The 24,133-nt window shown below is 38.3% G+C and carries 22 protein-coding genes; 10 read left to right on the top strand and 12 right to left on the bottom strand.

Annotated features, from left to right (window positions below):
• Positions 1–17 precede the first annotated feature (17 nt).
• The 3 genes from yghU to I6F47_RS13170 all read left to right on the top strand — a co-directional run bounded on the left by yghU (position 18) and on the right by I6F47_RS13170 (position 4,966).
• A complete protein-coding gene (gene yghU / locus I6F47_RS13180; protein ID WP_024589239.1) occupies positions 18–863 on the top strand; it encodes a glutathione-dependent disulfide-bond oxidoreductase in 846 nt (281 codons plus the stop codon).
• Positions 864–1,125: 262 nt separating this feature from the next.
• Complete coding sequence (locus I6F47_RS13175; RefSeq protein ID WP_197183996.1) at positions 1,126–3,066, top strand: putative bifunctional diguanylate cyclase/phosphodiesterase; 1,941 nt, start codon at positions 1,126–1,128, stop codon at positions 3,064–3,066.
• Between the two features lie 520 nt (positions 3,067–3,586).
• On the top strand, positions 3,587–4,966 hold the full coding sequence (locus I6F47_RS13170) for an FG-GAP repeat domain-containing protein (RefSeq protein WP_165734720.1): 1,380 nt from the start codon (positions 3,587–3,589) through the stop codon (positions 4,964–4,966).
• 88 nt (positions 4,967–5,054) lie between these two features.
• Here the strand turns inward: I6F47_RS13170 and I6F47_RS13165 are convergent, their stop codons facing one another.
• Together I6F47_RS13165 and I6F47_RS13160 are read right to left on the bottom strand one after the other, a co-directional pair.
• Positions 5,055–5,510 (bottom strand): hypothetical protein, encoded by a 456-nt coding sequence (locus I6F47_RS13165; protein WP_101217777.1) that lies wholly within the window; start codon positions 5,508–5,510, stop codon positions 5,055–5,057.
• A 12-nt stretch (positions 5,511–5,522) separates the two neighbouring features.
• On the bottom strand, positions 5,523–5,798 hold the full coding sequence (locus tag I6F47_RS13160; protein ID WP_007581281.1) for an EF-hand domain-containing protein: 276 nt from the start codon (positions 5,796–5,798) through the stop codon (positions 5,523–5,525).
• Between the two features lie 311 nt (positions 5,799–6,109).
• On the opposite strand from I6F47_RS13160, the gene I6F47_RS13155 reads away from it, so the two are divergent.
• A complete protein-coding gene (locus I6F47_RS13155; RefSeq protein ID WP_007376869.1) occupies positions 6,110–6,967 on the top strand; it encodes a PA4780 family RIO1-like protein kinase in 858 nt (285 codons plus the stop codon).
• Positions 6,968–6,994: 27 nt separating this feature from the next.
• Here the strand turns inward: I6F47_RS13155 and I6F47_RS13150 are convergent, their stop codons facing one another.
• The 5 genes from I6F47_RS13150 to I6F47_RS13130 form a co-directional block, all read right to left on the bottom strand.
• On the bottom strand, positions 6,995–7,669 hold the full coding sequence (locus I6F47_RS13150) for a response regulator (RefSeq protein ID WP_101217776.1): 675 nt from the start codon (positions 7,667–7,669) through the stop codon (positions 6,995–6,997).
• A gap of 39 nt (positions 7,670–7,708) precedes the next feature.
• Entirely contained in the window at positions 7,709–9,154 is a 1,446-nt protein-coding gene (locus tag I6F47_RS13145) for an ATP-binding protein (RefSeq protein WP_197153127.1), read from the bottom strand.
• The gene (locus I6F47_RS13140) at positions 9,154–9,684 is read right to left on the bottom strand and encodes a hypothetical protein (protein WP_101164173.1); all 531 of its coding nucleotides are present in this window, start codon (positions 9,682–9,684) and stop codon (positions 9,154–9,156) included. Before I6F47_RS13140 ends, I6F47_RS13145 begins: the two co-directional genes overlap by 1 nt.
• A gap of 9 nt (positions 9,685–9,693) precedes the next feature.
• Entirely contained in the window at positions 9,694–11,361 is a 1,668-nt protein-coding gene (locus I6F47_RS13135; protein ID WP_197183995.1) for a YHYH protein, read from the bottom strand.
• 298 nt (positions 11,362–11,659) lie between these two features.
• Complete coding sequence (locus tag I6F47_RS13130; RefSeq protein WP_197183994.1) at positions 11,660–12,268, bottom strand: flavin reductase family protein; 609 nt, start codon at positions 12,266–12,268, stop codon at positions 11,660–11,662.
• A 120-nt stretch (positions 12,269–12,388) separates the two neighbouring features.
• Here I6F47_RS13130 and I6F47_RS13125 point away from each other — a divergent pair, with 120 nt between their 5' ends.
• The 3 genes from I6F47_RS13125 to I6F47_RS13115 all read left to right on the top strand — a co-directional run bounded on the left by I6F47_RS13125 (position 12,389) and on the right by I6F47_RS13115 (position 14,617).
• Positions 12,389–13,912 carry a cryptochrome/deoxyribodipyrimidine photo-lyase family protein gene (locus I6F47_RS13125; RefSeq protein WP_197183993.1) on the top strand — a complete coding sequence of 508 codons (1,524 nt, stop codon included), beginning with the start codon at positions 12,389–12,391 and terminating at the stop codon, positions 13,910–13,912.
• Positions 13,913–13,914: 2 nt separating this feature from the next.
• Complete coding sequence (locus I6F47_RS13120) at positions 13,915–14,055, top strand: DUF2256 domain-containing protein (RefSeq protein WP_197183992.1); 141 nt, start codon at positions 13,915–13,917, stop codon at positions 14,053–14,055.
• Between the two features lie 124 nt (positions 14,056–14,179).
• Positions 14,180–14,617, top strand: a complete 438-nt coding sequence (locus I6F47_RS13115; RefSeq protein WP_197183991.1) for an OsmC family protein — start codon at positions 14,180–14,182, stop codon at positions 14,615–14,617.
• A gap of 66 nt (positions 14,618–14,683) precedes the next feature.
• Here I6F47_RS13115 and I6F47_RS13110 read toward each other — a convergent pair whose 3' ends face one another.
• Positions 14,684–14,869 (bottom strand): 2TM domain-containing protein, encoded by a 186-nt coding sequence (locus tag I6F47_RS13110; RefSeq protein WP_165734713.1) that lies wholly within the window; start codon positions 14,867–14,869, stop codon positions 14,684–14,686.
• A 218-nt stretch (positions 14,870–15,087) separates the two neighbouring features.
• Here I6F47_RS13110 and I6F47_RS13105 point away from each other — a divergent pair, with 218 nt between their 5' ends.
• Positions 15,088–15,864 (top strand): EAL domain-containing protein, encoded by a 777-nt coding sequence (locus tag I6F47_RS13105; RefSeq protein ID WP_165734712.1) that lies wholly within the window; start codon positions 15,088–15,090, stop codon positions 15,862–15,864.
• 53 nt (positions 15,865–15,917) lie between these two features.
• Here I6F47_RS13105 and I6F47_RS13100 read toward each other — a convergent pair whose 3' ends face one another.
• Positions 15,918–17,405: a dipeptidase gene (locus I6F47_RS13100; protein ID WP_165734711.1), complete on the bottom strand. Its 1,488-nt coding sequence runs from the start codon at positions 17,403–17,405 to the stop codon at positions 15,918–15,920.
• Between the two features lie 137 nt (positions 17,406–17,542).
• Between I6F47_RS13100 and I6F47_RS13095 the strand changes: the two genes are divergently transcribed.
• On the top strand, positions 17,543–17,734 hold the full coding sequence (locus I6F47_RS13095; RefSeq protein ID WP_007581250.1) for a DUF2986 domain-containing protein: 192 nt from the start codon (positions 17,543–17,545) through the stop codon (positions 17,732–17,734).
• Between the two features lie 2 nt (positions 17,735–17,736).
• On the opposite strand, the gene I6F47_RS13090 is transcribed toward I6F47_RS13095, so the two are convergent.
• The 3 genes from I6F47_RS13090 to I6F47_RS13080 all read right to left on the bottom strand — a co-directional run bounded on the left by I6F47_RS13090 (position 17,737) and on the right by I6F47_RS13080 (position 22,529).
• Positions 17,737–18,699: a TDT family transporter gene (locus I6F47_RS13090; protein ID WP_101217769.1), complete on the bottom strand. Its 963-nt coding sequence runs from the start codon at positions 18,697–18,699 to the stop codon at positions 17,737–17,739.
• 211 nt (positions 18,700–18,910) lie between these two features.
• Positions 18,911–21,076: a TonB-dependent receptor gene (locus I6F47_RS13085; protein WP_197183990.1), complete on the bottom strand. Its 2,166-nt coding sequence runs from the start codon at positions 21,074–21,076 to the stop codon at positions 18,911–18,913.
• Positions 21,077–21,230: 154 nt separating this feature from the next.
• Positions 21,231–22,529, bottom strand: coding sequence for a methyl-accepting chemotaxis protein (locus I6F47_RS13080; protein WP_165721295.1), 1,299 nt, complete (start codon positions 22,527–22,529; stop codon positions 21,231–21,233).
• 360 nt (positions 22,530–22,889) lie between these two features.
• Between I6F47_RS13080 and I6F47_RS13075 the strand changes: the two genes are divergently transcribed.
• On the top strand, positions 22,890–24,095 hold the full coding sequence (locus I6F47_RS13075) for an MFS transporter (protein WP_197183989.1): 1,206 nt from the start codon (positions 22,890–22,892) through the stop codon (positions 24,093–24,095).
• Positions 24,096–24,133: the final 38 nt, after the last annotated feature.

Genomic DNA, 24,133 nt, shown 5'->3' with positions numbered 1-24,133 from the left:
TCTAACAGAGGTTATTTATGAGTGATAAAAACGAATACACGCCACCAAAAGTATGGACGTGGGAAAGTGAAAGTGGCGGTAAGTTTGCCAGCATTAACCGCCCAATTGCAGGCGCGACTCATGACAAAACTCTACCTATTGGTGAGCACGCATTTCAGCTTTATTCTCTTGCGACACCTAATGGCCAAAAAGCTACAATCATGTTTGAAGAGCTTTTACAGCTTGGTTGCACCGATGCAGACTATGACGCATATTTAATAAACATAGGTGATGGCGATCAGTTTGGATCTGACTTTGTTGATATTAATCCAAACTCAAAAATCCCAGCGCTAATGGATCATTCAACCACGCCGCCTACTCGCATCTTTGAATCAGGTTCTATTTTACAGTATTTGGCTGAAAAATTTGATGTACTTATACCTAAAGATCTAAAAGCTAAAACAGAGTGTCGTAACTGGCTATTTTGGCAAATGGGCTCAGCACCTTACTTAGGTGGTGGGTTTGGTCATTTTTATAGCTACGCACCAAGTAAAATGCAATACCCTATTGACCGTTTTACCATGGAAACTAAACGCCAACTTGACGTGTTAAATCGCCATTTAAGCGAAAATGAATACATGGCAGGTGATGAATACTCAATTGCCGATATTGCAATTTGGCCGTGGTACGGATCGTTAGTGCTTGGAGCTTTATATGATGCAGCAGAGTTTTTAGATGTTGCCTCATACACCCATGTTGTACGCTGGGCTACGCAAGTATCAGAGCGCCCTGCTGTAAAGCGTGGTCGTCGCGTAAATCGCACATGGGGTCCTGAAGAAGAGCAAATGGCAGAGCGCCATAACGATAGCGATTTCGAAGGTTAAATCTATAGAACAGCAAGTAAAGTCGTTAACACTTTAACCTGCTTGATAATTTTAAGGCTCAAAATAAATATTTATTTTGGGCCTTTTTACTTCTTAAACTTTTTTTATCCCTCCCGTAAACTATATTTACTTTTACATTAAAGTTTTATTTAGCTGCGTAAAGGCTTATTAAGCTCTTTGTATTACCAGTATTGCATTAGTGTAATTTGCTAAATGGTTTACTTAATTTCCTAGGGGTTGTTTTTGAAAAAGGTTTTAATTAGTGCCATATAACAATTTAAGTAATAATGAGCGAAAAGAAGCGCTCAAAATTTTATACTCGAATGCTATTTCCGGAATTGCAGTCTCTGTACTAGTCAGCGTTGCTTTGGTATTTGCTTTTGATATAACTAATGAGAAAACCAACCACGATAAAGTAGTCTGGTTAGGCATAATGATGTGCGTGCTTACTTTACGCATTATTGATGTAGGGCTTTTTTTGAAAGCTCAAAATTCTCGCCAACCTTACAACACACATTTTTATCTAAATCGCTTTGCTATTGGCTGTATATCAACAGCCGTGTCTTGGTGTGGCTATGCTCTTTGGTTTCATAGCACTTCATCTACGGTGGAAGTTACTACGACCATTGCTATTTTATCAGCGCTTGCCGGTGGCTCTGCAAATTTGCTGTCTGGTAGTCGTTTTACAGCTGTTTTATATAGCTTTACTTTATTGGCCCCCTACTCTTTTTTGCTAACGCTTTCAAACGATCACTACCATCACATATTGGGGCTATTAGGTTTAACTTTTGCCACAATTATGATTGCCTCTTCGTACAAATCAGCCACATTTACACACAGTGCAATCAAGCTCAAAAACCAAAACAGAGAGCTGCTTAATGAAATGGAAAACAAGGTCGAACAACGCACTGAAGAAATTTACCGCTTATCGAATACCGATCCACTCACAAATCTATTAAACCGCACCGCATTTTTAAAAAATGCAAACAAACAACTAGCAGATAACCCTAAAGAACCCTTTGCTTTATTATTTGTAGATTTAGATGGTTTTAAGCAAATCAACGATTCGTTGGGTCATAAAGTGGGCGATAAAGTATTAAAAGAAATAGCACTGAGAATTAGTAATGTATGCAACCAACAACTCTATAAATGCCGTTGGGGCGGGGATGAGTTTTTAATTTTAGCAACGTATCAAAACCAAACTGAGCTTATCGAGTTTGCTAATAAAGTGCTTCAAAGCATTAGCGCCGAGCATGAAACATATAAATATCAAAAATGGGTATCAGCAACTATTGGAATGGCCATGTACCCTGAGCACGGGAGTGATTTAAATACCTTAATTCGCTCTGCTGATATTGCAATGTATCACCAAAAACGCATGGCTAAAGGTAATATCAATATTTATAACGATTCACTCAAATTAAAACAAGAAAGAGAGTACCTGTTGAGTCAACGCCTAGCCAGTGCCATAGAAGAAAACAGTTTAAGACTAGTATTTCAGCCAATTGTAGATAGCAAAACATCAAAAGTAACCTCTTTCGAATCATTATTACGCTGGCAACTAGACGGTGAAAATATTTTCCCTGATGAGTTTATAACTATTGCCGAGCAATACGGTTTAATAACCCAAATGGGCCTCTGGGTCATAGAACAAGCATGTATACAAGCAAAAAAATTCAATCATTTACCGGAGAAAATTGCAGTAAGCGTGAATGTATCGGTAATCCAATTACAAGATCCAGATTTTGTAACTAAGGTATTAAAAATAGTAAAAAATCATCAAGTAGAGCCTAAAGATCTGCATATAGAAATTACCGAATCAGTATTTGCCGAAGATAAACTCACATTTTTGACAGCCGTTAAAGCACTACAAAAACAAGGCTTTTGTATTTCAATTGATGATTTTGGAACTGGCTACTCATCACTATCAAGCATGCTTGATATTGGTGTAGATATAGTAAAAATAGACAGAAGTTTTATTCAAAATATGGATAAAAGAGGGTTAAGTATTATTCATGCAATTGTACAAATGGCCTCATCTTTAGATTTTACTGTTGTTGCCGAAGGCGTTGAAACTATTGAACAAGCAAACACGCTTACTAATATTGGTGTATCTCACCTGCAAGGTTATTACTTTTCAAAACCGATGGAAGTAGATTTTGTAGATGCTTATTTAAATGAGCAAAATAAGCTGTGCCGTTGATAACCAAAACCCGCTAAAAGCGCTTAACTGCCATATGAGTTTTGCACTACCTTTCTTATTAGGGCTTGTTTATCTTTCGAGGTTAAATTTGCAGCATACTGTTTGGTATTTAGGCAATGCAGAGCCTATGTAGTGTGGTTATTCCCCATAAATAGGCGATAACGCAGCATAAATACCAAACATTCGCTGCCCGAAGGGTTCTGCCTAGGGGAGATTGACTCTTTGTTACTAGGTTACAAACCTCGCGCCGCGATTAAATCTTCCTTGGGTTGAAAAAAGTTCAATCCTGAAAGGTCAACAAGCCCTCCTTAAAACATAATCTTACAATTACTTACACCTAGTACATAGTTATTAGCGTAGGCTAAATATAAACCAACTTACATAAGTGTATTACGTTTAAATTTACGCTAATTAGCAAACCGCCAGTGCTGGACCCTACGTTAAGTTGTGCGCTGATGTTGCTTATATAAGTGAATAATAAAAATGTAACGATACAACTAAATATAAAAAAGGAATTTGCATGATAAAACCACTTTGCTATTCACTCATCACTTTACTTACCCCCATTAGCGCTATAGCTCAAACAATGGCAATAAAAACAACGGATGAATTAGTATCAACCGATTCAGAGATTTTATTTGCATATAATAAAGAATCAAAACAACTAGAAGCCATCAATTTACTCACATCACTAAGTAGTGAACTTGCTTTACCAAAAAATGCCATCGGGTTTGATGTGGCTACACTTGCTAACATTACCGATAAACAAGCACTCGTACTAACAAGTGATGGCGTATACAAAGCCCAAGCTGGTAAACCAACACTATTGTTTAATTATGAGTCGGTTCTAAATCAATTAAAAATAGATAAATTTGAAAAAGTAGACTTTGTCTTCGATGCCAACAACGACGGTCTAAGCGATATTTTCATCCCTGGGTTAGCAAGCAGTACTTTATACATTCAAAATAAAGATGGCAGCTTTAAGCCTAACAAATTTAAACAAACACCTATGTATGAAGGCAGCTTTTCAGGAAAAGGGCTTTCTCTAGAAGTTAATATTAACAATAAACCCGTCGTTATTGATTTTAACCACGACGGGTTAAGCGACTTGGTTTTTTCAAATGACTTTGGAGCAGATGTACTACTTGCTAATCCAGAAGGCTTTGAGCAAAAGCTCACCTCAATTGATTTTAACATCGAATTAGGCGAGCTAAGCAATGGCGAAACTCGCAAAATAAAGCAAATTATTGATATTAATAACGACGGATTTCTAGATTTTACAACTAGACAGTTTAAGCCAACGCAAGGTATGGATTCGTTAGATATAAAAATAGCACATACTTTGTACCTAGGAAGTGCTAAAGGCTTTAGTAATACGCCCATTACCTTATTTGAAACACAAGGCCCTAGTGAGTTATTGCTCAAAACTGATTTTAATAATGATGGCTTAATTGATTTACAAAAAATGGATTTAGATATTGGCTTAGGTACTATTGCGTCTATGGCATTGGGCGGTGGCAGTACTGATGTAGATGTAGAAATGAACATTTATAAGCAGCAACCCGACGGCTCATTTGCCAATAAATCGAGTATAGAACTTGATTTAGAAATGGAAGTAGGAATGAACGGCGATGATTCCGAGCCAGCCCTATATTTAGGTGATATTAACGGCGACAGCTATATTGACGCAGTATACAAATACAGTAAAAAAACGCTCTATATTTATTACGGAGAGCAAGACTCACTCCTAAATGATAAACGTAAAAAATTAAAACTAACGCTGCCTAAAAATAATAAAGATATTCTTCTAGTAGATATAAACCAAGACGGTAAAAAAGATTTTGTATTTAAATTTACCGAAGAAGATGGCACCAGCAAAATAGAAACACGCTTAAATTAAGCCAATAAAAAAGCCCAACAGAGTTAACCGTTGAGCTTTGGACTTAAGACTTTCGAGTAACAGTCAGCTTTACTCTAAGTTATAACACCTAAGCAGTTACATTTAGCAGTGAATCGCCTTCACTTAAACCAAACTTCTCTTGTACTGATGCAAGGATTGATTCTTTATCTTCATCAGACAACTGGCTTGAATACTCAGTTAATAGCTCATCTAAGTAGCTGACTACTTCGTCTGTATCTACTGATTCTAATGAGTTCTGTGGCGGCGGTGGCGGTCTTTGACCTTCCACTCGTCCTGCATCACCAATGCTTTTAGCATCAAACTCAAGTTCGCTCATTAAATCAGCAAGCTCTTTTGTTGGTTCAATACCTTGTTCTTTAAATGCCGCTTGAATACTTTGCGCGTTTTCTTCGGTTAAGTTTTCAGCGTCAAACTCTGCAAGCGTTTCTTTAACAAAATCGCTTTGCTCTGTTGTTAGTTTTGCAGCCTGACTACTTTGTTGCGGCATAAAATTCGCAGAACTACTGTTAATACTATTAATCATTTTAGTATCCTTTCAGCGTTCACGACGAGGTGGTTTATGATCGCTAAGTTCTTGTTCACTAATTTCGCCATTACCATCGGCATCTATAGAATCAAAAATTGTTTGTGCATCGCCGTGTGGCGGTTTTTTAGCACTAAACTCTTCAAAGCTAATTACGCCATCACCATCAGTATCAATAGTTGAAAAGTCAGGTTTTTCAGGAGGATTGTCACCGCCTCGAGCAGCTACATTAGCTGAAAAAGCAATAGATAATATTGCCACAGTGGCAAGAGTTGAAAAATGCTTCATAGTAATAACCTCGTATTTAAGAATTAAACTAAGCTTACGCTTTAAAAACGCAAACAATGTGCAAATAATGAGGAAGTAATAAATTATTTTAATAAAAAATAGTAATCTAAATGCTTATTTAAAAAGTTCTGGTTGATTGCTTTGCAATCAATATATAAGCTAATAAAATAATACGATTAATTACTCTCAGGCAGTAGTGTTACTGCCCTTAATTCTCAAAGCTGATATACTGCTTGAGCCAATTAAACAAACAAATACAGAGCACTTTCATAAATAATGATTAATAACCAACCCTACTTAGCAGGCAATCTGTGAAAATACCTAAACGCCTACAACCCCTTGTTGATGATGGCCTTATTGACGAAGTTATAAGCCGACTAATGAGCGGTAAAGAAGCCGATGTATTTATTGTCCGCTGTGGTGAGCACATTCGCTGTGCAAAAGTGTATAAAGACGCGGTTAAACGTAGCTTTAAAAAAGCGGCACAATACCAAGAAGGCCGAAAAGTACGTGGTGGACGCCAAGCGCGTGCTATGGGTAAACGTTCTAGCTATGGCCGTCAATTAGAAGAAGAGATTTGGCAAAATGCCGAAGTTGATGCGTTATCTCGTTTAGCTGGCGTGGGTGTACGTGTTCCTGATACTTACTTTTGTATTGATGGCGTGCTGCTTATGGAACTCGTTTCGGACGAGGACGGTAACGTAGCCCCTCAACTTGGACATGTCGTTTTTAGTGAAGAGCAAGCGATTGAGCAGCATAAACTCATGATGCATTACATTAAGCTTATGCTTTGCGCAGGTATAATACACGGCGATTTATCTGAATTTAATGTACTTGTAGATAATAACGGCCCTGTAATTATAGATTTACCGCAAGCAGTTAACGCTTCAGCAAATAACAGTGCACAAGCTATGTTTGCACGCGATGTAAATAACATCCGCCGCTATTATGGTGAATTTGCGCCAAGCATACTAAAAACTCAATACGCTAAAGAAATGTGGGCATTATTTGAAGAGGCCAATTTAACGCCTAATTCAACGCTTACAGGTGAATTTGAAGACAGCGATGAACTTGCTGATGTAGATTCTATTCTTGATGAAATTCAAGCTGCCGAATACGAAGAGTTTGACCGTTTAGAGCGAATTAAAAATGCTGACGATGATGAATAGCTCATCGTCATAGCTTACTAATACCTCTTACTGCGGGTGCACAAATCGGTAGCCAACCCCATAAACAGACTGAATAACACTTTCAGTTTGTGTCACTTCATCTAGTTTTTTACGCAACTTTTTAATATGGCTATCAATAGTACGATGGCTCACAATACGCTGATCGGCGTACATAGTGTCCATTAAACTATCGCGCGAATAAATACGATTTGGGTTGTTAAATAAAGGTTTAAATAGCTGAAATTCAAAGTTCGTTAGCTCTATGCTGCTTGATTTGTATTTTACGCTGTAGGTGCTCTCGTCGAGCTTCATTGTTGACTCTGTAACATCACTTGCGTTACTTAATCGCCTTAATATAGCTTTAACTCGCGCCACCAGCTCAGCATAACTAAACGGCTTACAAATATAATCATCTGCACCTAACTCAAGTCCAAGCAGCCTATCTATTTCTTCTACTTTTGCCGATACCATAATAATAGGCACATTTGAGAAGCGCCTGATTGCTTTACATAGTTCAATACCACTTTGACCTGGTAGCATTATGTCGAGCAAAATTACGCTCGGCCTGTTAATTTCAAGCCAAGGTAATACTTCATTTCCGTGATGTATTTGATGAGTAACAAAATGATGGCTACTTAAAAAGTCACTCATTAAGTTAGCTAGCTTTACTTCATCTTCCACAATCAGTATTTGTTCACTCATAGGCATCTCTGTAAGTAACCTCAACCTTATTTTTATAAACTAAATAGTTGGTAGCCTAATAATAATAGCAAGACCGCCTAAAGTGGCTTTTTCAGCAGCTATTTCACCATTATGGCCTTTAACTATATGTTGGCAAATAGATAAGCCCAAGCCCGAACCGCCCTCTTGGCGATTACGCGAACTATCTACTCGATATAAATACTCAAACAAATGCGATAAATGCGACTGCTCTACACCTACGCCATTATCTTCAATTATAAGCTCTAAGTAGGTTTGCCCTTTAATGCTTATATTATTAGCCGTTAATGAAATAGTGGTGCATTGTGCATAGTGCACGGCGTTCATTAAAATATTATCGAGCAGCTGCAAAAGGCGTGTTTTATCTGCTTGTACAGTTATATGTTTAGCGCTATTGAGTAAGTAAATTTTTATATTGTGCTGCTCAAGTATAACCTGATATTTTTGCTCAATAGTATTTAATAATAAAGCCATATCAGTAGGTTGCATAGTGTAATGCATACCCCCTAACTCTGCGCTATTGAGCATATGCAAATCATCTATTAAGCGTTTTAAATGCAATGCCTCGTCGTTAGCCGAGTTAATATTTTTTGCATTAGGCTCACGTATGCCAAGTAGCATAGCTTCAAGTTCACCGAGCAAAATACTCATTGGCGTTCTAAGCTCGTGAGAAATATTGGCAAGCCAGCGTTTGCGCACTTGCTCGTCTTTAGCGAGTGTAAATGCAAGGATATTAAAATCTTCGCTTAATTGGCCTAATTCGTCTTTTCGCTCAAGCGTAAGTTTGGTTTCGTAATTACCTTGCGTTAAGCGATGCATACCATTAGCAATTTGCTTTACTGGGCTAACTAAGTGACGAGACAATAAAAAGGTAACTAGCAATGTAAGCAATACAGCGGCTAAAGCAATAAACCATAAGTAGTTAGTTTGCTGCTGTAAAAAATCAAGCTCATAACCATCAACCAAGCTATCTCTTTTAGATACAGCTAAGTAACCCACTGTTTTATCGCCCACTGTAATTGGGGTTGTTATATATTTTAAATCGCTGAGGTATCTACCCACTACTCGCTGCTTATTTTCGTCAAGCAAAGCGTAGTGAGCAATATTTTCAGGTGGTAGGCGGCGCTCTCCCCCTAAACGAATATGATCGGGTGGCGGCCGTCGCATCATTCCCCCTCTGGGGCCTGGACCTTCTGGTGGCCTAGGTAAAAACTGGCTATTTTCTAACTGCGATTCAATAAGTTTTCTAAAATTTTCGCCATTGCCAACAACACGTTCCCATGAGGGGGTTTTTTCGTATTGCTTTGCAAGTTGAACAACAAGTGGTTCAAGCGCTTTTACTTCTTTTGCATTAACAAAATCAATTACGCCTTGCCCTATACTCCATTGTATAAGTACTACTAGCCCTGCAATAACACTAAAGGTAAAACTAAATAGTATTAAAAAAAGTTTATTATGAATTTTCATTAATGCGTGTTTTCAACCTTGCTAGGAAAGCTTTCAAATCGGTATGTTATAAACTCTTTGGTTTGATCGTTAACATACAGCGTAGCAACTATTTTTTTGCCCTGAGCGGACCAATACATATGACCATGATTATTTAAAGTAACCGATACGGTATTTATACCACTTTTAAATAAGTTAGCAGGTAAATGCAATGCATGTCCGTAAATTCGCTGTATTTTAACCCCATTTATATATAAATGAGCATGACCTTGTAAAAAGCCCGTGTCATCGTTTGTAGTAACGCTCATCATTTGCTGCATGTTCATTGCGCCCTCAGGGGGTACAGATAAATCATAGCGCTGCGTATCTAAAATTAAGTTATAACCCGACATACTATCTTTTAATAACTTAAGGCTTAATGCCGGGATTGGCGTATCACTTGGCACTGCTATAGGCATATGGCTATGATCCATCATTTCCTGCTGCGCAAAGAGCTTAAAGCTCAATAGCGCAGCAGTAGTTAGGATCAATGCGTATTTAAAATAACGCATAGTTACTCCTTACATTCCCGGTGGTGGACCCATTGTTTCGCCCGTATCACAGCGACCAATTGAATTATCGGCTAATTGACCTTTAAAACGAGGCCCTATTTGATAAGGAAAAGAAGGCTGTAATTTACCATCACTGTCTAACGTTAGTGTTATATGGTAGTGATAACCCTTGCCATCGTTAGTATCGTGGCCGTTATGCTCATCTAATTGAGCACCGGTTACTGTTTTTTGTGCGTAGTAGAAATCTTCAAAGTAATAACCATCGTCGGCATTTAATGTATTACCAGAGAGCGTCGTTACTTCTGCGCCAATAGCAGGACCTGCATCACTTGTTTGTGTGCCTTGGCTAACATCGTATTGATCAACTAAAGTACAGCTTCGCTCACCTTCAGTACCACAACCACCTTCACTTTCTGACGCGCCATAATCACGCATTTCCCAGCCGCTTAATGCAAGTTGACCGTTACTTTCATAAGGACCATAAAGCGGATAGCCATCAGCTGCAAACCCATAAATAGGTGAATGCGCATCGCCATCATCTTCAAGTAAATCAGCTAAGCAACTCGTGTAAAAATGGTGATGATATTCACCGTTAGCAGCATGTCCGCCACACACATCAACATCATATTGCTCAGCAATGGGCGCTAATGTATACCAAATATTATTACCGTAGCTCATACCATCGCCCCAGTTAAATATACTGGTGCCATTAACCATTAAGCCAACTGTACCTAAACCTGTTTCACAAGTTTCAGTGTCAGATAATTCGGTAGGTGTTATCGGAAAATACGCCTCAACTGTTTGTTCTGTTGGGCAACCTGGTCCTGGAGGCCAATAGCCTGCACCGCCTGTATCATCACAGTTTTCAGTGCTGCTGTTATAGCCAATATCTTCACCAAACGAAATGGTTTGCCCTACTGCTGCTGAGGTTACACCGTTATAAAAATCGGTAGCTGCACGCGGGCGGTTATTTAACGCGTCTACTTGGTCTTGTGTAAGCGTTACGTCATATTTAGGAATGTCAGTTGTTTGCACATACATGTATTCAACGTCAGCATCTTCCTCAGAAACAGTAACAACCTCAACTGATTGAACCTCTTCAACCACTGCGCCATTGTTTTGTATATAAGTAGAGGTTGTATCGTTGTTAATTAACCAGCTGGTAAGTTTTGCACTATTATCAACTGCACCAGTATCTGAGCCTGAGTCTGATGAAGCAATAACATTAACTATAACGGTATCTACAACGACATCGTTTGTGCCGTCATCTGCACTGATTTCAAATACAAGTGCTTCATCGGTTAATACCTCAGGTGCAACAAACTCAGTAGACGTTGCAGTACTTGAAGATAAGCTAACGGTAGTGCCTGATGTTTGTGACCAGCTAACGGATACTTCGCCATCATCTTCAACTGTTGAAATTAAATAAACGGTATCGCCCGCATTAACAGTTTGGTCAATACCGGCGTCAACCGTTGGAGCACTATTACTGACCGTTTCGCCGTCTGTTGTAGTACTTGTAGAATCGCTATTACATGCGCTTAAAGCGATACAAAGCGCACTTAACGCGAATAACTTAGTTACATTAGAGACTTTTTTTTTAAGAAGTGTTTTCAATGCTTGAACCTTTACTTTAACGTTTAATAAAACAAAGTTAACAAGTAAAAGTGCAAGCAATGTGCACAAACTAAGGAAGAATAAACATAAGACTAGGGCGTGTTGAACTTTGGTGGTTGAATTTGCAGCAGTATGTTTAGTTTTTAGGCAAGGCAGAGCCTATGAAGTGTGGTTATTCCCCATAAATAGGCGATAACGCAGCATAAAGACCAAACATGCGCTGCCCTTTGGGTTCTTTCTAGGGACGATTGACTCTTTGTTGCTCGGTTTTTACTTAGCCCACTAGGTTACAAACCTCGCGCCGCGATTAAATCGCCCCTAGATTGAACAAATTTCAATCCACAAAGATCAACACGCCCTAAATTTGTGGTCGTTTAAGTACAAATTTGTCTTTAGTGGTTGCATAGTAATCCCCACCCATTCTACCTACCGCATCTAAAAGTGTTGGGTCAATATAACCATCAACAAGCACCTCATCGTCTATACAAATACCCACTATGTCTAACAACATCATTTGTCCGCCGCCAGGCTCGCTTGAAATAGTAATAACTTCACGTAGCTTACACTCATAGCGTACTTTTGAATCAGCAACACTCGGCACTGCGACCATTTGGCTATCAATTTTAGTTATATTTGCAGCATCAAACTCACTAACATCACTAGGATAATTAGCACAGCTTTGATTCATTTTTTCAACCAGTTCATGGCTCACAATGTTAATCACACATTCTTTAGTCGCTAATAAGTTAATTAATGTATCTTTACTTGGTTTATCGCGTGGATTTACTTGCGTCACACTCAATACTGGTGGGTTACAACTCGCTACTGTAAAAAATGAGTAAGGAGCAATATTAGCCACACCGTCGCTACTTAATGTACTTATCCATGCAATTGGGCGAGGACTGATCCCGCCAACTAAATACGAATAAACATTAAGCTCTTTATTTACAGTTAAATCTAAAAACATACTTTTCCTTTTAATACATTAAAACTAAATCTTAATTCAAGTTAGTTACGTATAGGTTTGGCTGACTCAGTTAAATAACAAGCTAATTTTTATCTCTATTTAAAGCAATAAACAAATTATATGAAAATAAACATCGTGTGGTTTAAACGTGATTTGCGTCTTAGCGATCATCAACCATTAAAAAATGCATTCAGTAATGGCTTACCTACCCTATTACTTTATAACTTTGAGCCATTATTGCTCGAAGATGCACACTACAATGAGCGGCACTGGCGCTTTGTGTATCAATCAATAGTTGAGTTAAATAATCAGCTAGCGCGTTTTAACGCCTGTGTTTATATCTTTAATTTAAATATGAGCGATTTACTTGAATCGTTAAAGGCACAGTTTGAAATAGTTAATATTTTTAGCCATCAAGAAATAGGCTTAAACAACACCTTTAAGCGCGATAAAGCAATAAAAGCATGGTGCCAGCATAACCATATTAATTGGCAAGAGTCGCAAACAGGCGCGGTTATTCGCGGCAAAAAAAATCGTAATAATTGGAACGAACACTGGCAGCAAACAATGCAAGAACCTATTGCTGTTCCTAATTGGAAGAGTATAAAAACAATTACCCTCAATAACTACCAAACACCTGAGCTACCAAGCGCTTACACACAAAATCACGACAGCTTTCAACAAGGTGGCCCGCTGCATGCGCGAACTGTAATGCAGAGCTTTTTTGCCGAGCGCGGTAAAGGTTATCAAAAAGGAATATCGAGCCCAAGTTTAAGCCAAACACATTGCTCCCGACTTTCGCCGTACTTAGCGTGGGGGAATATTAGCCTTAGGCAAGTGTATCAAATGGCCATTGATGAATATCATTCAAAACACCCTGATAAAAGAGGCTGGAAACGCCCACTAGCAGCGTTTGTATCGCGCTTGCATTGGCACTGCCACTTTATGCAAAAGTTTGAGAGCGAATGTTCTATGGAGTTTTTAGCCCTTAATCCGGGTTATCATGTATTTCCGTATCGCGATGATGAACATGTTAAAAACGATATTGAACGCTGGGCGCAAGGTCAAACAGGTATTCCCATTATTGACGCTTGCATGCGCTGCTTAAAAGCCACCGGCTATATAAACTTTAGAATGCGCGCCATGCTTGTAAGCTTTGTAACGCATCATTTAAATATAAGTTGGCAGCAAGCAAGCTTTCCGCTCGCTAATTACTTTTTAGATTTTGAGCCTGGCATTCACTACCCGCAAATTCAAATGCAAGCCTCGGTAACAGGCATAAACACCATTAGGCACTATAACCCAATTAAACAATCAGAAGATCAAGATCCAACAGGTTCATTTATTAAAAAGTGGTGCCCCGAGCTTGAAAAACTCCCTATTGAATATTTACATCAGCCTTGGGAGCAAACTCCAATGGAAGCACTCTTTAACGACTTTAAGTTAGGGGAGGATTATCCCGAACCGATGCTTGATTTAACAGCAGCCTCAAAAGAAGCACGCGAACGCTTATGGCAATACCGTGAGCGAGCCGATGTTAAACGCGCCATAGGGAGGATTCTTAAAAAACACGTTGGAGGTACTCAAAAAGTTACTCGAACAAAAAGTAAAACGGATACTAAAAGTAACAGCAAGGCTAAGTAAGTATGGCGCACAAAAAACTAAACTTACCTCAAAAAATATGCCCTATTTGTAATAAACCTTTTACGTGGCGTAAAAAATGGCAGCGCGACTGGGATAACGTTATTTTCTGTTCAGAGCGCTGTAAGCGAAATAAACAGGGATAACAATTAACTGGCGTCTATTTTGCAACATCATCAGTAATTAATGCTTTTAAGGCTTTATATAAGTTTATTTTGTAAATAACGCTTAGCTAACCTGAAAAGCTTACACTCAAGCAAGGAGAAGATGATGACGATTAAAAAAACGGCAAGTTCAACATGGTCTGGCGATATTAAAACAGGCAAAGGTAGCATATCAACTCAAAGTGGCGCGCTTGATAAACAACCTTATGGTTTTAATACCCGCTTTGAAGATAAGGCAGGCTCAAACCCTGAAGAATTAATAGGTGCAGCGCACAGTGCATGTTTTAGTATGGCACTTTCGCTTGCATTAGGTGATGCAGGCTTTACCGCAGATAAAATTGATACTAAAGCCACTGTAAGCCTTGATGAAGTAGATGACGGTTTTTCAGTAACGCATATTGCCCTTGAGGTAAAAGCGCGTATTGATGATATTCAAAACGAGCAGTTTCAAGCCTTATGTGAGCAAACCAAAAAGAGCTGCCCTATTTCCAAGCTCTTAAATACCGAAATATCACTAGATGCGACACTTCAATCAGCATTTTAAATATTTAAACTTAACTATTTAGACAGTTCCTTACTAAAAAAGCCAAGTAATTACTTGGCTTGCTTATTATAAAGAATTATTTTTAGGTTTATTCCTACTCAAAGTACTTACTACAAGCCCTATTCCCATCCCAATTGCTGGCCATACTACCCATATATAACTAGGCGAAGTTAGTAAATTTATAACGCTTAGCAAAGTTAAAATAAGTAAATATCCTTTAATTTTTTTGTCTAATGTCACTGTATTGCTCATTTATATTCTCCAAGTAATGTATGTCGCTATTATTGTTTTAATAAGCAACGTACACACCTGCTAAATGTCACTAAGTGATCTGACATTAGTCATCACTTTTCATTTAATTACATAGTCATTTATTATGTATAAAAACATAAAAAACAATACTTTAATCTATTTGTGTTAGAATCTAATCTCAACTAACCTAAACAAATAAACATAAGAGGATGAGCTAAATGAGCGAAAAATCAAAAGATTGTGAAAAAGTTACGTGTAGTAACTGTGCTGACGCTAACGATCTCGAATTTGATTTTTCTATGGCTTTTCAACCGATTATAAACTGTAAAACTAATCTTATTTATGGCTATGAGGCACTAGTTAGGGGTTTAAATGGCGAGTCTGCTTATTCAATCATTTCAAAAGTGAATGAAGACAACCGCTATGCATTTGATCAGCTTTGTCGTATTAAAGCCATTCAACTAGCCTCAAAGCTGGGCATAACATCAATGCTAAGCATTAACTTTTTACCTAATGCTATTTATAAACCAGAGCGATGTATACGCACCACACTAGAAGCTGCAAAAAAGTATAACTTCCCAATTCAAAATATTATGTTTGAATTTACTGAAGTAGAAAAAATAGAAGACACCGCACACATTAAACGCGTTGTTGATTACTATCAGTCTCTCGGATTTAAAACCGCCACTGATGACTTTGGTGCAGGTTATTCTGGTTTAAATCTGCTGGCTGACTTTCAAACAGATATTATCAAGCTGGATATGGCGCTAATACGCGATATAAGCAACGACAAAAAACGCCAATTAATAGTAACTCATTGCTTAAATATGTTTCGCGATTTAAACATTACCGCACTGGCTGAAGGGATTGAAACAGTACAAGAATATACATGGCTTAAAAACGCAGGTGTTGAACTTATGCAAGGGTATTTATTTGCCAAACCAAGCTTTGAAAACTTGCCTGAAGTAAATTTTGAGGACATAGGTGCTGATTAATACTCAACACCTATTATTTATTAAAATCTTATTGAATTTAAGTAAGGCTTAAACTACATATTACCCAGCTCGATCATCATCGCTGTGTACATACGTAAATTAAGCTTAAGTTGCTCAATGGTCATAAATTCATGCTCTGAGTGACCGGTGTAGCGCTTGCCTGGCATTGAAGGACCAAACGATACCGCATTATCAAACAGCTTTGCGTTAGTGCCACCACCTATTGATACAAAGTCAGCTTTTTCGTCGCCCGTAAAATGCTTGAAAATATCAAGCAGCTTTTGCGCATGCGGCGCGCTATCAAGCAGCATAGGTGTGCCAATAATTGTTTCTATGTTAGCAAGCGTTACATTGTTAGCAGCTTGCCAATTAGCGAGCGCATCATCAATTTGCTTTTGTAATACAGCTTCGTCTTTACCCATAGGGCGACGTGCATTTACAGCAAGTGTTAGCGCATTACCATCGCGCTCAATAACGGTTGGTGCCACTGTCATCGGGCCCATAAAGTCGTGCTTGTAAGCTATTTCGCCAAACTGTTTACCATGAATATCTAAACCAATTAACTGATTCACAAAGTCGATTAGCTCACCGTCACTGTTATTTTCAAGCTCCACGCCTTTAAATAACTCAGCTAAATAAGCAATGGCATTTATACCCGACTCCGGCTCTGATGAATGCGCCGACATACCTTTAACACTTATTGCTAAGGCATCATTTTGCTCACTAAAGTTAAACTCAACTTTATTTAATGTTTTGGCTTTTGCTTTTAATGTATTAATAAGTGCAGCGTCTGCATTGTGAAGTACTAAGCTGGCGTCTTCTGGAATTTGGCTTCTAAACGCACCGCCAGTTACATCCTTTACATATAAACCCGTTTGTGGTGATTTTGCATTAAAAGTAGGTGCAATTAAGCTCCAGCCTTTCTCGGCAACCACTACAGGATATGATGCATCAATCGTTACTGCATATTTTGGTTGTTCATACGTTTTCATAAATTGAGTAAGCGGACCCCAATCAGACTCCTCAGCAAGGTAAATCATAAGCTCAATTCGGTTATTAAGGGTTATGCCTTTATCTTTAATTGCTTTCATGGCGTAAAGCGCTGTTGCTATTGCACCTTTATCGTCTTCCGTACCACGACCAACTAATTTTCCCGGTTCAGATGTATCAATAATAAAAGGACTTTGTTTCCATTTGCTAGCATTAGCAGGTTGCACATCACCGTGCGTTACTACCGTTACTTTTTCGCTTTGCTCGCCCATTCCAATTAAAACGGTGTAGCCTAAATCTTGGTAGTCAAAACCAAGCTCTGCGGCTTTCATTTTTAACAGTGCTTTAAAGCCAATAAAATCGGGATTTTGAGGAGCGGTAATGTCGCTTTTATTAACGGTCGGAAAAGCCACTAAGTTAGTTAGTGTGTGTATTTGAGCATTTTGGTAGGTATTTACTGCGTAATCGGCAACGCTATCAATATTTTTATTTAACTGCGCATGAGCACCAAACGCAAATAAAGCAATACTGGCTAAAGCTAACTTTTTCAAAACAATTCCCATTTAATTAATAACTAAGAGCGGTAATTATAACGCTATGAAGCGCTTACTTATAGCTCTTTACGCTAAACACGCAGGTAACTTAAGCTGAATATTTATATAGCAGCTTTTATGAGGATGACTGTATAATGCGCGACTTAAAATTAACAGGGTATTTAATTGTGAACCGTCGTAAAAAAATCGTCACTAAATTTCAAAAGAAAGATAAACGCACTAACGCTAAACTACATAAAAGCAACAAACCTGGTTATGTGTCAAAAGCTGAGCGCGAAAAACTAGCTGAACAAGAAAGTAATGAGCCACAGGCAACCCAAGAGTAACTCTACGTTACCTGTTGCTTTGATAGTTTAAAGTGGCAAAAGTACCGACCACTTACATAACCAACTACTGCCGAGGCAACTATAAGTTCAAACGTAGCTAAGTAATTAACTGTATCTACATATGGCATTGCGAGGTTTATACTTTGCATCCAGTCTTTCATTTTAAATAATGCAGTTGCCCCAATAACCATTGGAAATGTAAAAGCAGCGTAGCTCGGCGTAAAAGGCCTGCGTAATAACTTTATAAATAACACATAAACAATCAGTGTTTTTATTATCGCTAATATAAATAATGCCCCCACTATAAAGAGTGATGGATTAGCTACAATATGAAAATACCCCGCTAATGTTAAACTGGCAGGCGCTGCTAAAATGGCAAGTGTTGGCTGTATTTCGTAGTCACTTTTTAATGCTAATAAAAAGCGATAAAACATAATTGGCAGCATAATACTGTACGTTGATATACCAATCACCAGTGCGCTATAAGCTAACCACGCTAATGTCGGATTTCCCGAAAAAGTAACATCTGCAATAATTATCCCCACTGGCGGCACAAACCAGCTGGGCGCCATATCCTCGAAGTTAAACTTTTTTGCTCGCTGGTATAAAAAACTCACCAAAAATGTGAGATGCAGCACAAAAGCTAAAACCCACATAATGTCGCCAGCTAATGAATTAAATTGCCCAACTGAGTTTGAAATAACAAGATTAGCCATTGCAAATGTAGGGATCACACTTCCTGCAACTGGGTGTGCTAAATCGGCTTTTAATAAATGAGGGTGTAGTAAAAACTTAGCAGCCAAAAGTAAAACTAATACGCCAGCTAGTACCGCTCCCAAAAATTGCCCTTGGGAGTTTAAATTAAAAACGTTTTCCCATGCCCATCCCATACTAGCAATACCCAAAGCTAAACCGGCCATAGCTGTTGGCGCACCCATCACTTTATTTTTAAATTGCTTAAACACTGTATTTCCTAATTATTGGGTGATGAACAAGTTACTGCTTTTTACTGCATTGCCTTAAAATAACGCTGTAAAATTAGTACAAGCGTGCTTAATAGAACGCTTTTTGCATACAAATATTTCATAAAAATAAGTTTACGGCTTACATATTAAAACGCAAAAAAAGCCATAACACAGTTATGGCTTTTGCTTTATTTTTAATAATTTAGTTTAGTTAGAACGCGTAACTAACGCTTACATTAAATGAACGACCCTGCCCAGCAAGTTGTTCAAACCCGTTGCTGCTATCTTGTTTAAGTGCCGCAATACTTACACCACCTAGCGGAAGTTGGTAGTACTCATCAAACACGTTACTCACTTCAGCACTTAGCGTTAATGAATCCCATGTGGCTTTAGAGCTTAAATTAACCAGGCTGTAGCTGTCTGTTTGGTTTTCAAAACGATCATTATCTACACGGCTTTTAGTATCGACCCACTGCCAAGATAACGCGTTTTCAAATCGACCTATTTGCTGGCTAATACCTAGCTGGGTTTGCAGTGGTTTAATTTGATAAAGCGGCTGGTTAGTATCGTCGCGCTTACCTCTCGTATTAGTAACATTAGCGTGTAACTGCCAATTACCTAATTGCTTAGATTCATAAATGTTGGCTGTTAAATCTATTTTTGCACCATACAAAATAGCATCTACATTAGTAAACTGAAAAATGTTACGCGCAGTGTTGTCCAAGTCATAACTATTGAAGCTTCTTACAATATCAGCATCAATATAGTCACTCACATCTGTATACCAAACATTGGTGCTTAACCGCCAACGGTCATCTTTAGCCGATTTAATATAAGTAGCACTTATTGTATGCGCTGTTTCAACGTCTAAATCAGGGTTACCAATATAACCATTACCATCGCCATACCAACCAATCATGGTGGTTGCCATGGTGCTTACACCCCAACTGTATCGCTCGTATAAATTAGGCGCTCGGTTTTTACGGGCAAGACCAAATTGCAGCTCATCATAATTTGTTATTTGGTAGTTAATTAATAAGTTAGCATCAACTATAGTGTCGGTTTTATCTTTGTCGCCAGCATTAAAATTCTGTGCAGCAATAGTGTTATCTGTAGACGTATCGCTCATGGTCATACTTTCCATACTACCCATATCGCTCATATCGCTCATATCCATCATACTCATGTCATCGTTGTAAGATTGAACCTCTCCAACGTGGGTATTAATACTTTCAATACGTACGCCTGCGTTTAACCATAATTTTGTATTTATTTGGCTCTCAAATTCTGCAAATGCCGCTATGCGCTCTCGTTTACCGTTATTTACATTTACGTAATCGTCTGGTCCCATCATGGTTGAGCCTTCAATACCTGGCCACCAATCATCAATACTGTAATTGTAATATTCTTGACCGAGTAAAATACTGCTGTTTTTATCAAGCGCGATACGCCATTTAAGCTGCGTACTTATATCTTGTGCATCGGTTTTCATTCGCATCATGCCTGTTTTTTCTTCACTGAAAAAACCCATTTCGTGCTTTACGCTATGCCAGTTAACTTGCCCTTCAAGCTCGCTGTTTTCAAAGGAGCGTTTGTATTGAGCTATTGCACCGTAGCTGGTGTTATCGGTCATATCCATATACTGATTTGCAAATCCCTGATACGGGATTTTTTGATGCGTTAGCTTTATAACTAATTGCTGTTTATCATCGCGCATAGCTGCGGTTAAACTATGATTTTGTGCTCGATACAATGTATCTAATACTACATCGCCGTTACCGTCTTCATAACTATCTGCGTCACTAAACGAACCCTGATAATTAAGGCTAAACGTGTCACTTGCTAAACGTGCACCAACGCCAAGTTTACGTCCGTTATCAACGCTACTGTACTTTGCTGACACATAACCTGAGTGCCAACCTAATTCATTGCTATCGCTATACTGTGGTGAAATAGAATTAACGCTTATTACACCGGCAATATTATCGCCGCCCGCGCTTACTGGCGACACGCCTGCAACCACATTGTAAGACGTAATTTGATTAGCCGAGATATACGAAAGTGGCGGGTTCATATGATTAGCGCATGCAGCGGTTACATCTGCACCATCAACTAACACTTTAACTCTGTCGCCCATTAAACCATTTAAAATAGGTAAGTTAGATACGCCGCCCGCTGCTGAAAAGTCGACACCTAAATCACTTAATAACGATTCTGACGAACCAAGTGCTAAATGCTTATTTTGAGCATTTCCGTGTACTTCAATCACTTCTAAAGGCGTATCGTCGGCAAATGCAAAAGGAGATAGCACACCGCTAATAAAAAGTGCGACAGGAGTTAGTAAATATGTTTTTTGAGTTTTGCTTTTATAAACCATTGTTAATTTATGCCACTGTAAAAATTGGCTTAATTATAGTGTGAGTTGCAAAAGAAAAAGCGCGACATATTGTCGCACTTTATCAATTTAAAATGTTGTTAGGTGTGTTTGAGCACATAAGAAGGCAGCTTTAAACATAGGAACATGCAATTAACTAAGTATTTAACTTAGCTACCGTTTGAGAAACAATATCGGCTCCACGTTCAATCTCTTTAATAACCTCAGACACATTAGCAATAAGCTCTCTTCCTTGTTTTGATGAGTCTGAAACTGACGTTATTTGCTTTGATATATCATTAGTGAGCTCTTGGTTATTTTTAACAACACTTGCTATTTCATTAGTAGATCGACTCGTACTGGCTGCAAGCTGCCTTACTTCATCAGCTACTACAGCAAAACCTCGACCATAATCACCAGCACGCGCTGCTTCTATTGCGGCATTAAGTGCCAGTAAATTAGTTTGATCCGCAATGCTGCTAATTGTCGAAACAATGGAACCTATGACCGCAGACTGTTCATTAAGATTTTTTATTAAATCTACCGATTTAAGTACTTGGCTTACAATGGCGTCGGAGTTCGCTATAGAGCTTTGTAGTATTTCAGAGCCTTTTTTAGCGGTTGTAGCAGTAGCTACCGCCGATTCATGTGCTATTGCAGCGGCTTCTGTCACTGCACTGTTATTATTAATTCGATCGGTAATATTTGATGCAAACTTAATTATTTTAATTACATTACCTTTGCTATCTAAAATTGGGTTATAAGTTGCTTCTAACCAAATTTCTGAACCGTCGGCGGCAATACGTTTAAATTTTCCTGACTTAAACTGCCCCTGCGCTAATTCACTCCAAAAGCGTGGGTTTTTCTCATAAAACAATTTAGTACAAAACATTTTATGATGCTTGCCTACAATGTCTTTTAAGCTATAACCTATTGTTGCTAAAAAGTTTTGGTTCGCCTTTAAAATATTACCCTCTGGGGTAAACTCTATTGTAGCCAAGGCTTTGTCGAGTGCATTTGCAATAGCTTCTTGCGCTTTTCTTTGTATGTAACTGGTCGTAATATCAGAGGCTATTTTAATAACTTTGGTGACTACGCCGCGCTCTTCTACAGGAAAGTAAGTTGCCTCAAGCCAAAGCTTATCGCCATTAGCTTTGTACCTTAAAAACGAGCCTGCTTTAGAGTTCCCTGTTTTTAATGCTTGCCAAAATTGACTATATTCGTTTGACTTTGCATATTCAGGTTCGCAAAACATACGATGATGCTTACCAATTATTTTCTCTTTGCTATACCCAATCGTTTTTAAAAACAACTGGTTTGCGTCTAATATTATTCCATCAGGTGTAAACTCTATATAAGCAACGTGCTTATTAATTGCCGATAAAATAGATTGTTTTTGAATTAATTGAAGCTCCATTTCTTCAATTTTTGCGTTTCTTTTAGAAATACCAAACATATAAAAACCTTAAGGAGTAAATTAGTACAAAAATTAGCAAATTAATGTGATATCAATATGTAGCTGTACTGTAAATATAAGCTTTAAATAACCTTTCGGCTAATATTTAATATCTTATATATATATGCTTTATAAATAGTTTTTTTATTTTATAAATGTTAAGTAGTATTTTCTTCTAATTAACATTTTAAAAACCTAATAAAACCACTAATTTATGCATGACTCTGTACTTTTTTTAACTTAAAATAGCGCCCTCACAGACTACCCTCTCACACCAAAATTTAAGCATACACATGATATTTCCTATTCAGGATTTATTGTGCAGTTTCATTTTTAAAATTAAACCTTAAGGGATCATCTATGACATCAGATGTAACGTCGGCATCTAGTCAACTTAACAGAACCGCTATTTTACTCGTATTAGCGCTTGGCACATTTATCTTAGGATTATCTGAGTTTTCGATGATGCCTATGCTGCCACTAATTAGCGAAACATTTGGCTCAACGCCATCACAAAGTGGCTATGCAATTAGTGCTTACGCCATTGGTGTTGTAGTGGGCGCCCCTATTTTAATGCTTACCACTGCTAATATGAGAAAGCGCAAAGCATTGCTCATATTTATAAGCTTAATGTTTGTCTCAAACGGATTAAGCGCGATGGCAACGTCGCTTGAGCAGCTTGTAATATTTAGGTTTTTAAGTGGTTTACCTCATGGTGCATATTTTGGCGCGGCTATTTTATTAGCATCGGATATTGCCCCAAAAGGTAAGCGTGCTAGCTTTATGTCTAAGGTGTTTATGGGTTTAACTGTGGCTACTATTGTTGGTGTGCCTGTTGTAACACTTGTGGGTCAAAACCTTAGTTGGCGGTATTGTTTAGCCGGCGCTGCAGTGCTTGCATTTATTGCTTTTATTTTTGTTTACAAAGTAGTTCCAAACATAGATAACGCTAAGCCTTCTAACTTACTAAACGAGTTTGGCGTACTTAAAAATAAACTGGTTTGGTCTATTTTGGGTATTGTAATTATTGGCTTTGGCGGGGTGTTTTGTATTTATACTTACATTGCCGACACCATCTTAGTGGTAACAAAAACAGCTCCGTATACTATTTCTATCGCAATGGTAATGTTTGGTATTGGTTGTACGCTCGGTAACTATGTACTGGGTAAAGCAGCCGATAAATCAGCAATTAAAACGACTGGCCTTGCGCTTGTATGTACTATTGTATTTGCCTTTGTTTATGTAACGGCAAGCCATAATATTTGGGCTCTTTATGCAGTGATTTTCTTTATTGGATGCAGTGTGGGCTTGGCTACGCTGATTCAAACGCTTTTAATGGACGTTGCACCCGAAGGCCACGCTATGATTGGTGCCTTAGTACAGTGCGCATTTAATACTGCCAATGCTATAGGTCCTTGGGTCGGTGGAATTGCAATAGCACAGGGTGCTGCACCTAATCAAACAGGTTACGTAGCAGCTGCATTATTTTTAGGTGGTTTGGGTATGTGGCTACTAAGTTACTTACAACTAAATAAACAGCAACCAACAGCGCAAGCCACTAATTAACCAAGATTCAGATTAATTAAAAATAAAAGAGCCGCTAA

The sequence above is a fragment of the Pseudoalteromonas sp. NZS37 genome (assembly GCF_015864265.1).
Classification (GTDB): Bacteria; Pseudomonadota; Gammaproteobacteria; order Enterobacterales; family Alteromonadaceae; genus Pseudoalteromonas; species Pseudoalteromonas arctica.
This window is presented reverse-complemented; position numbering and strand designations above follow the sequence as displayed.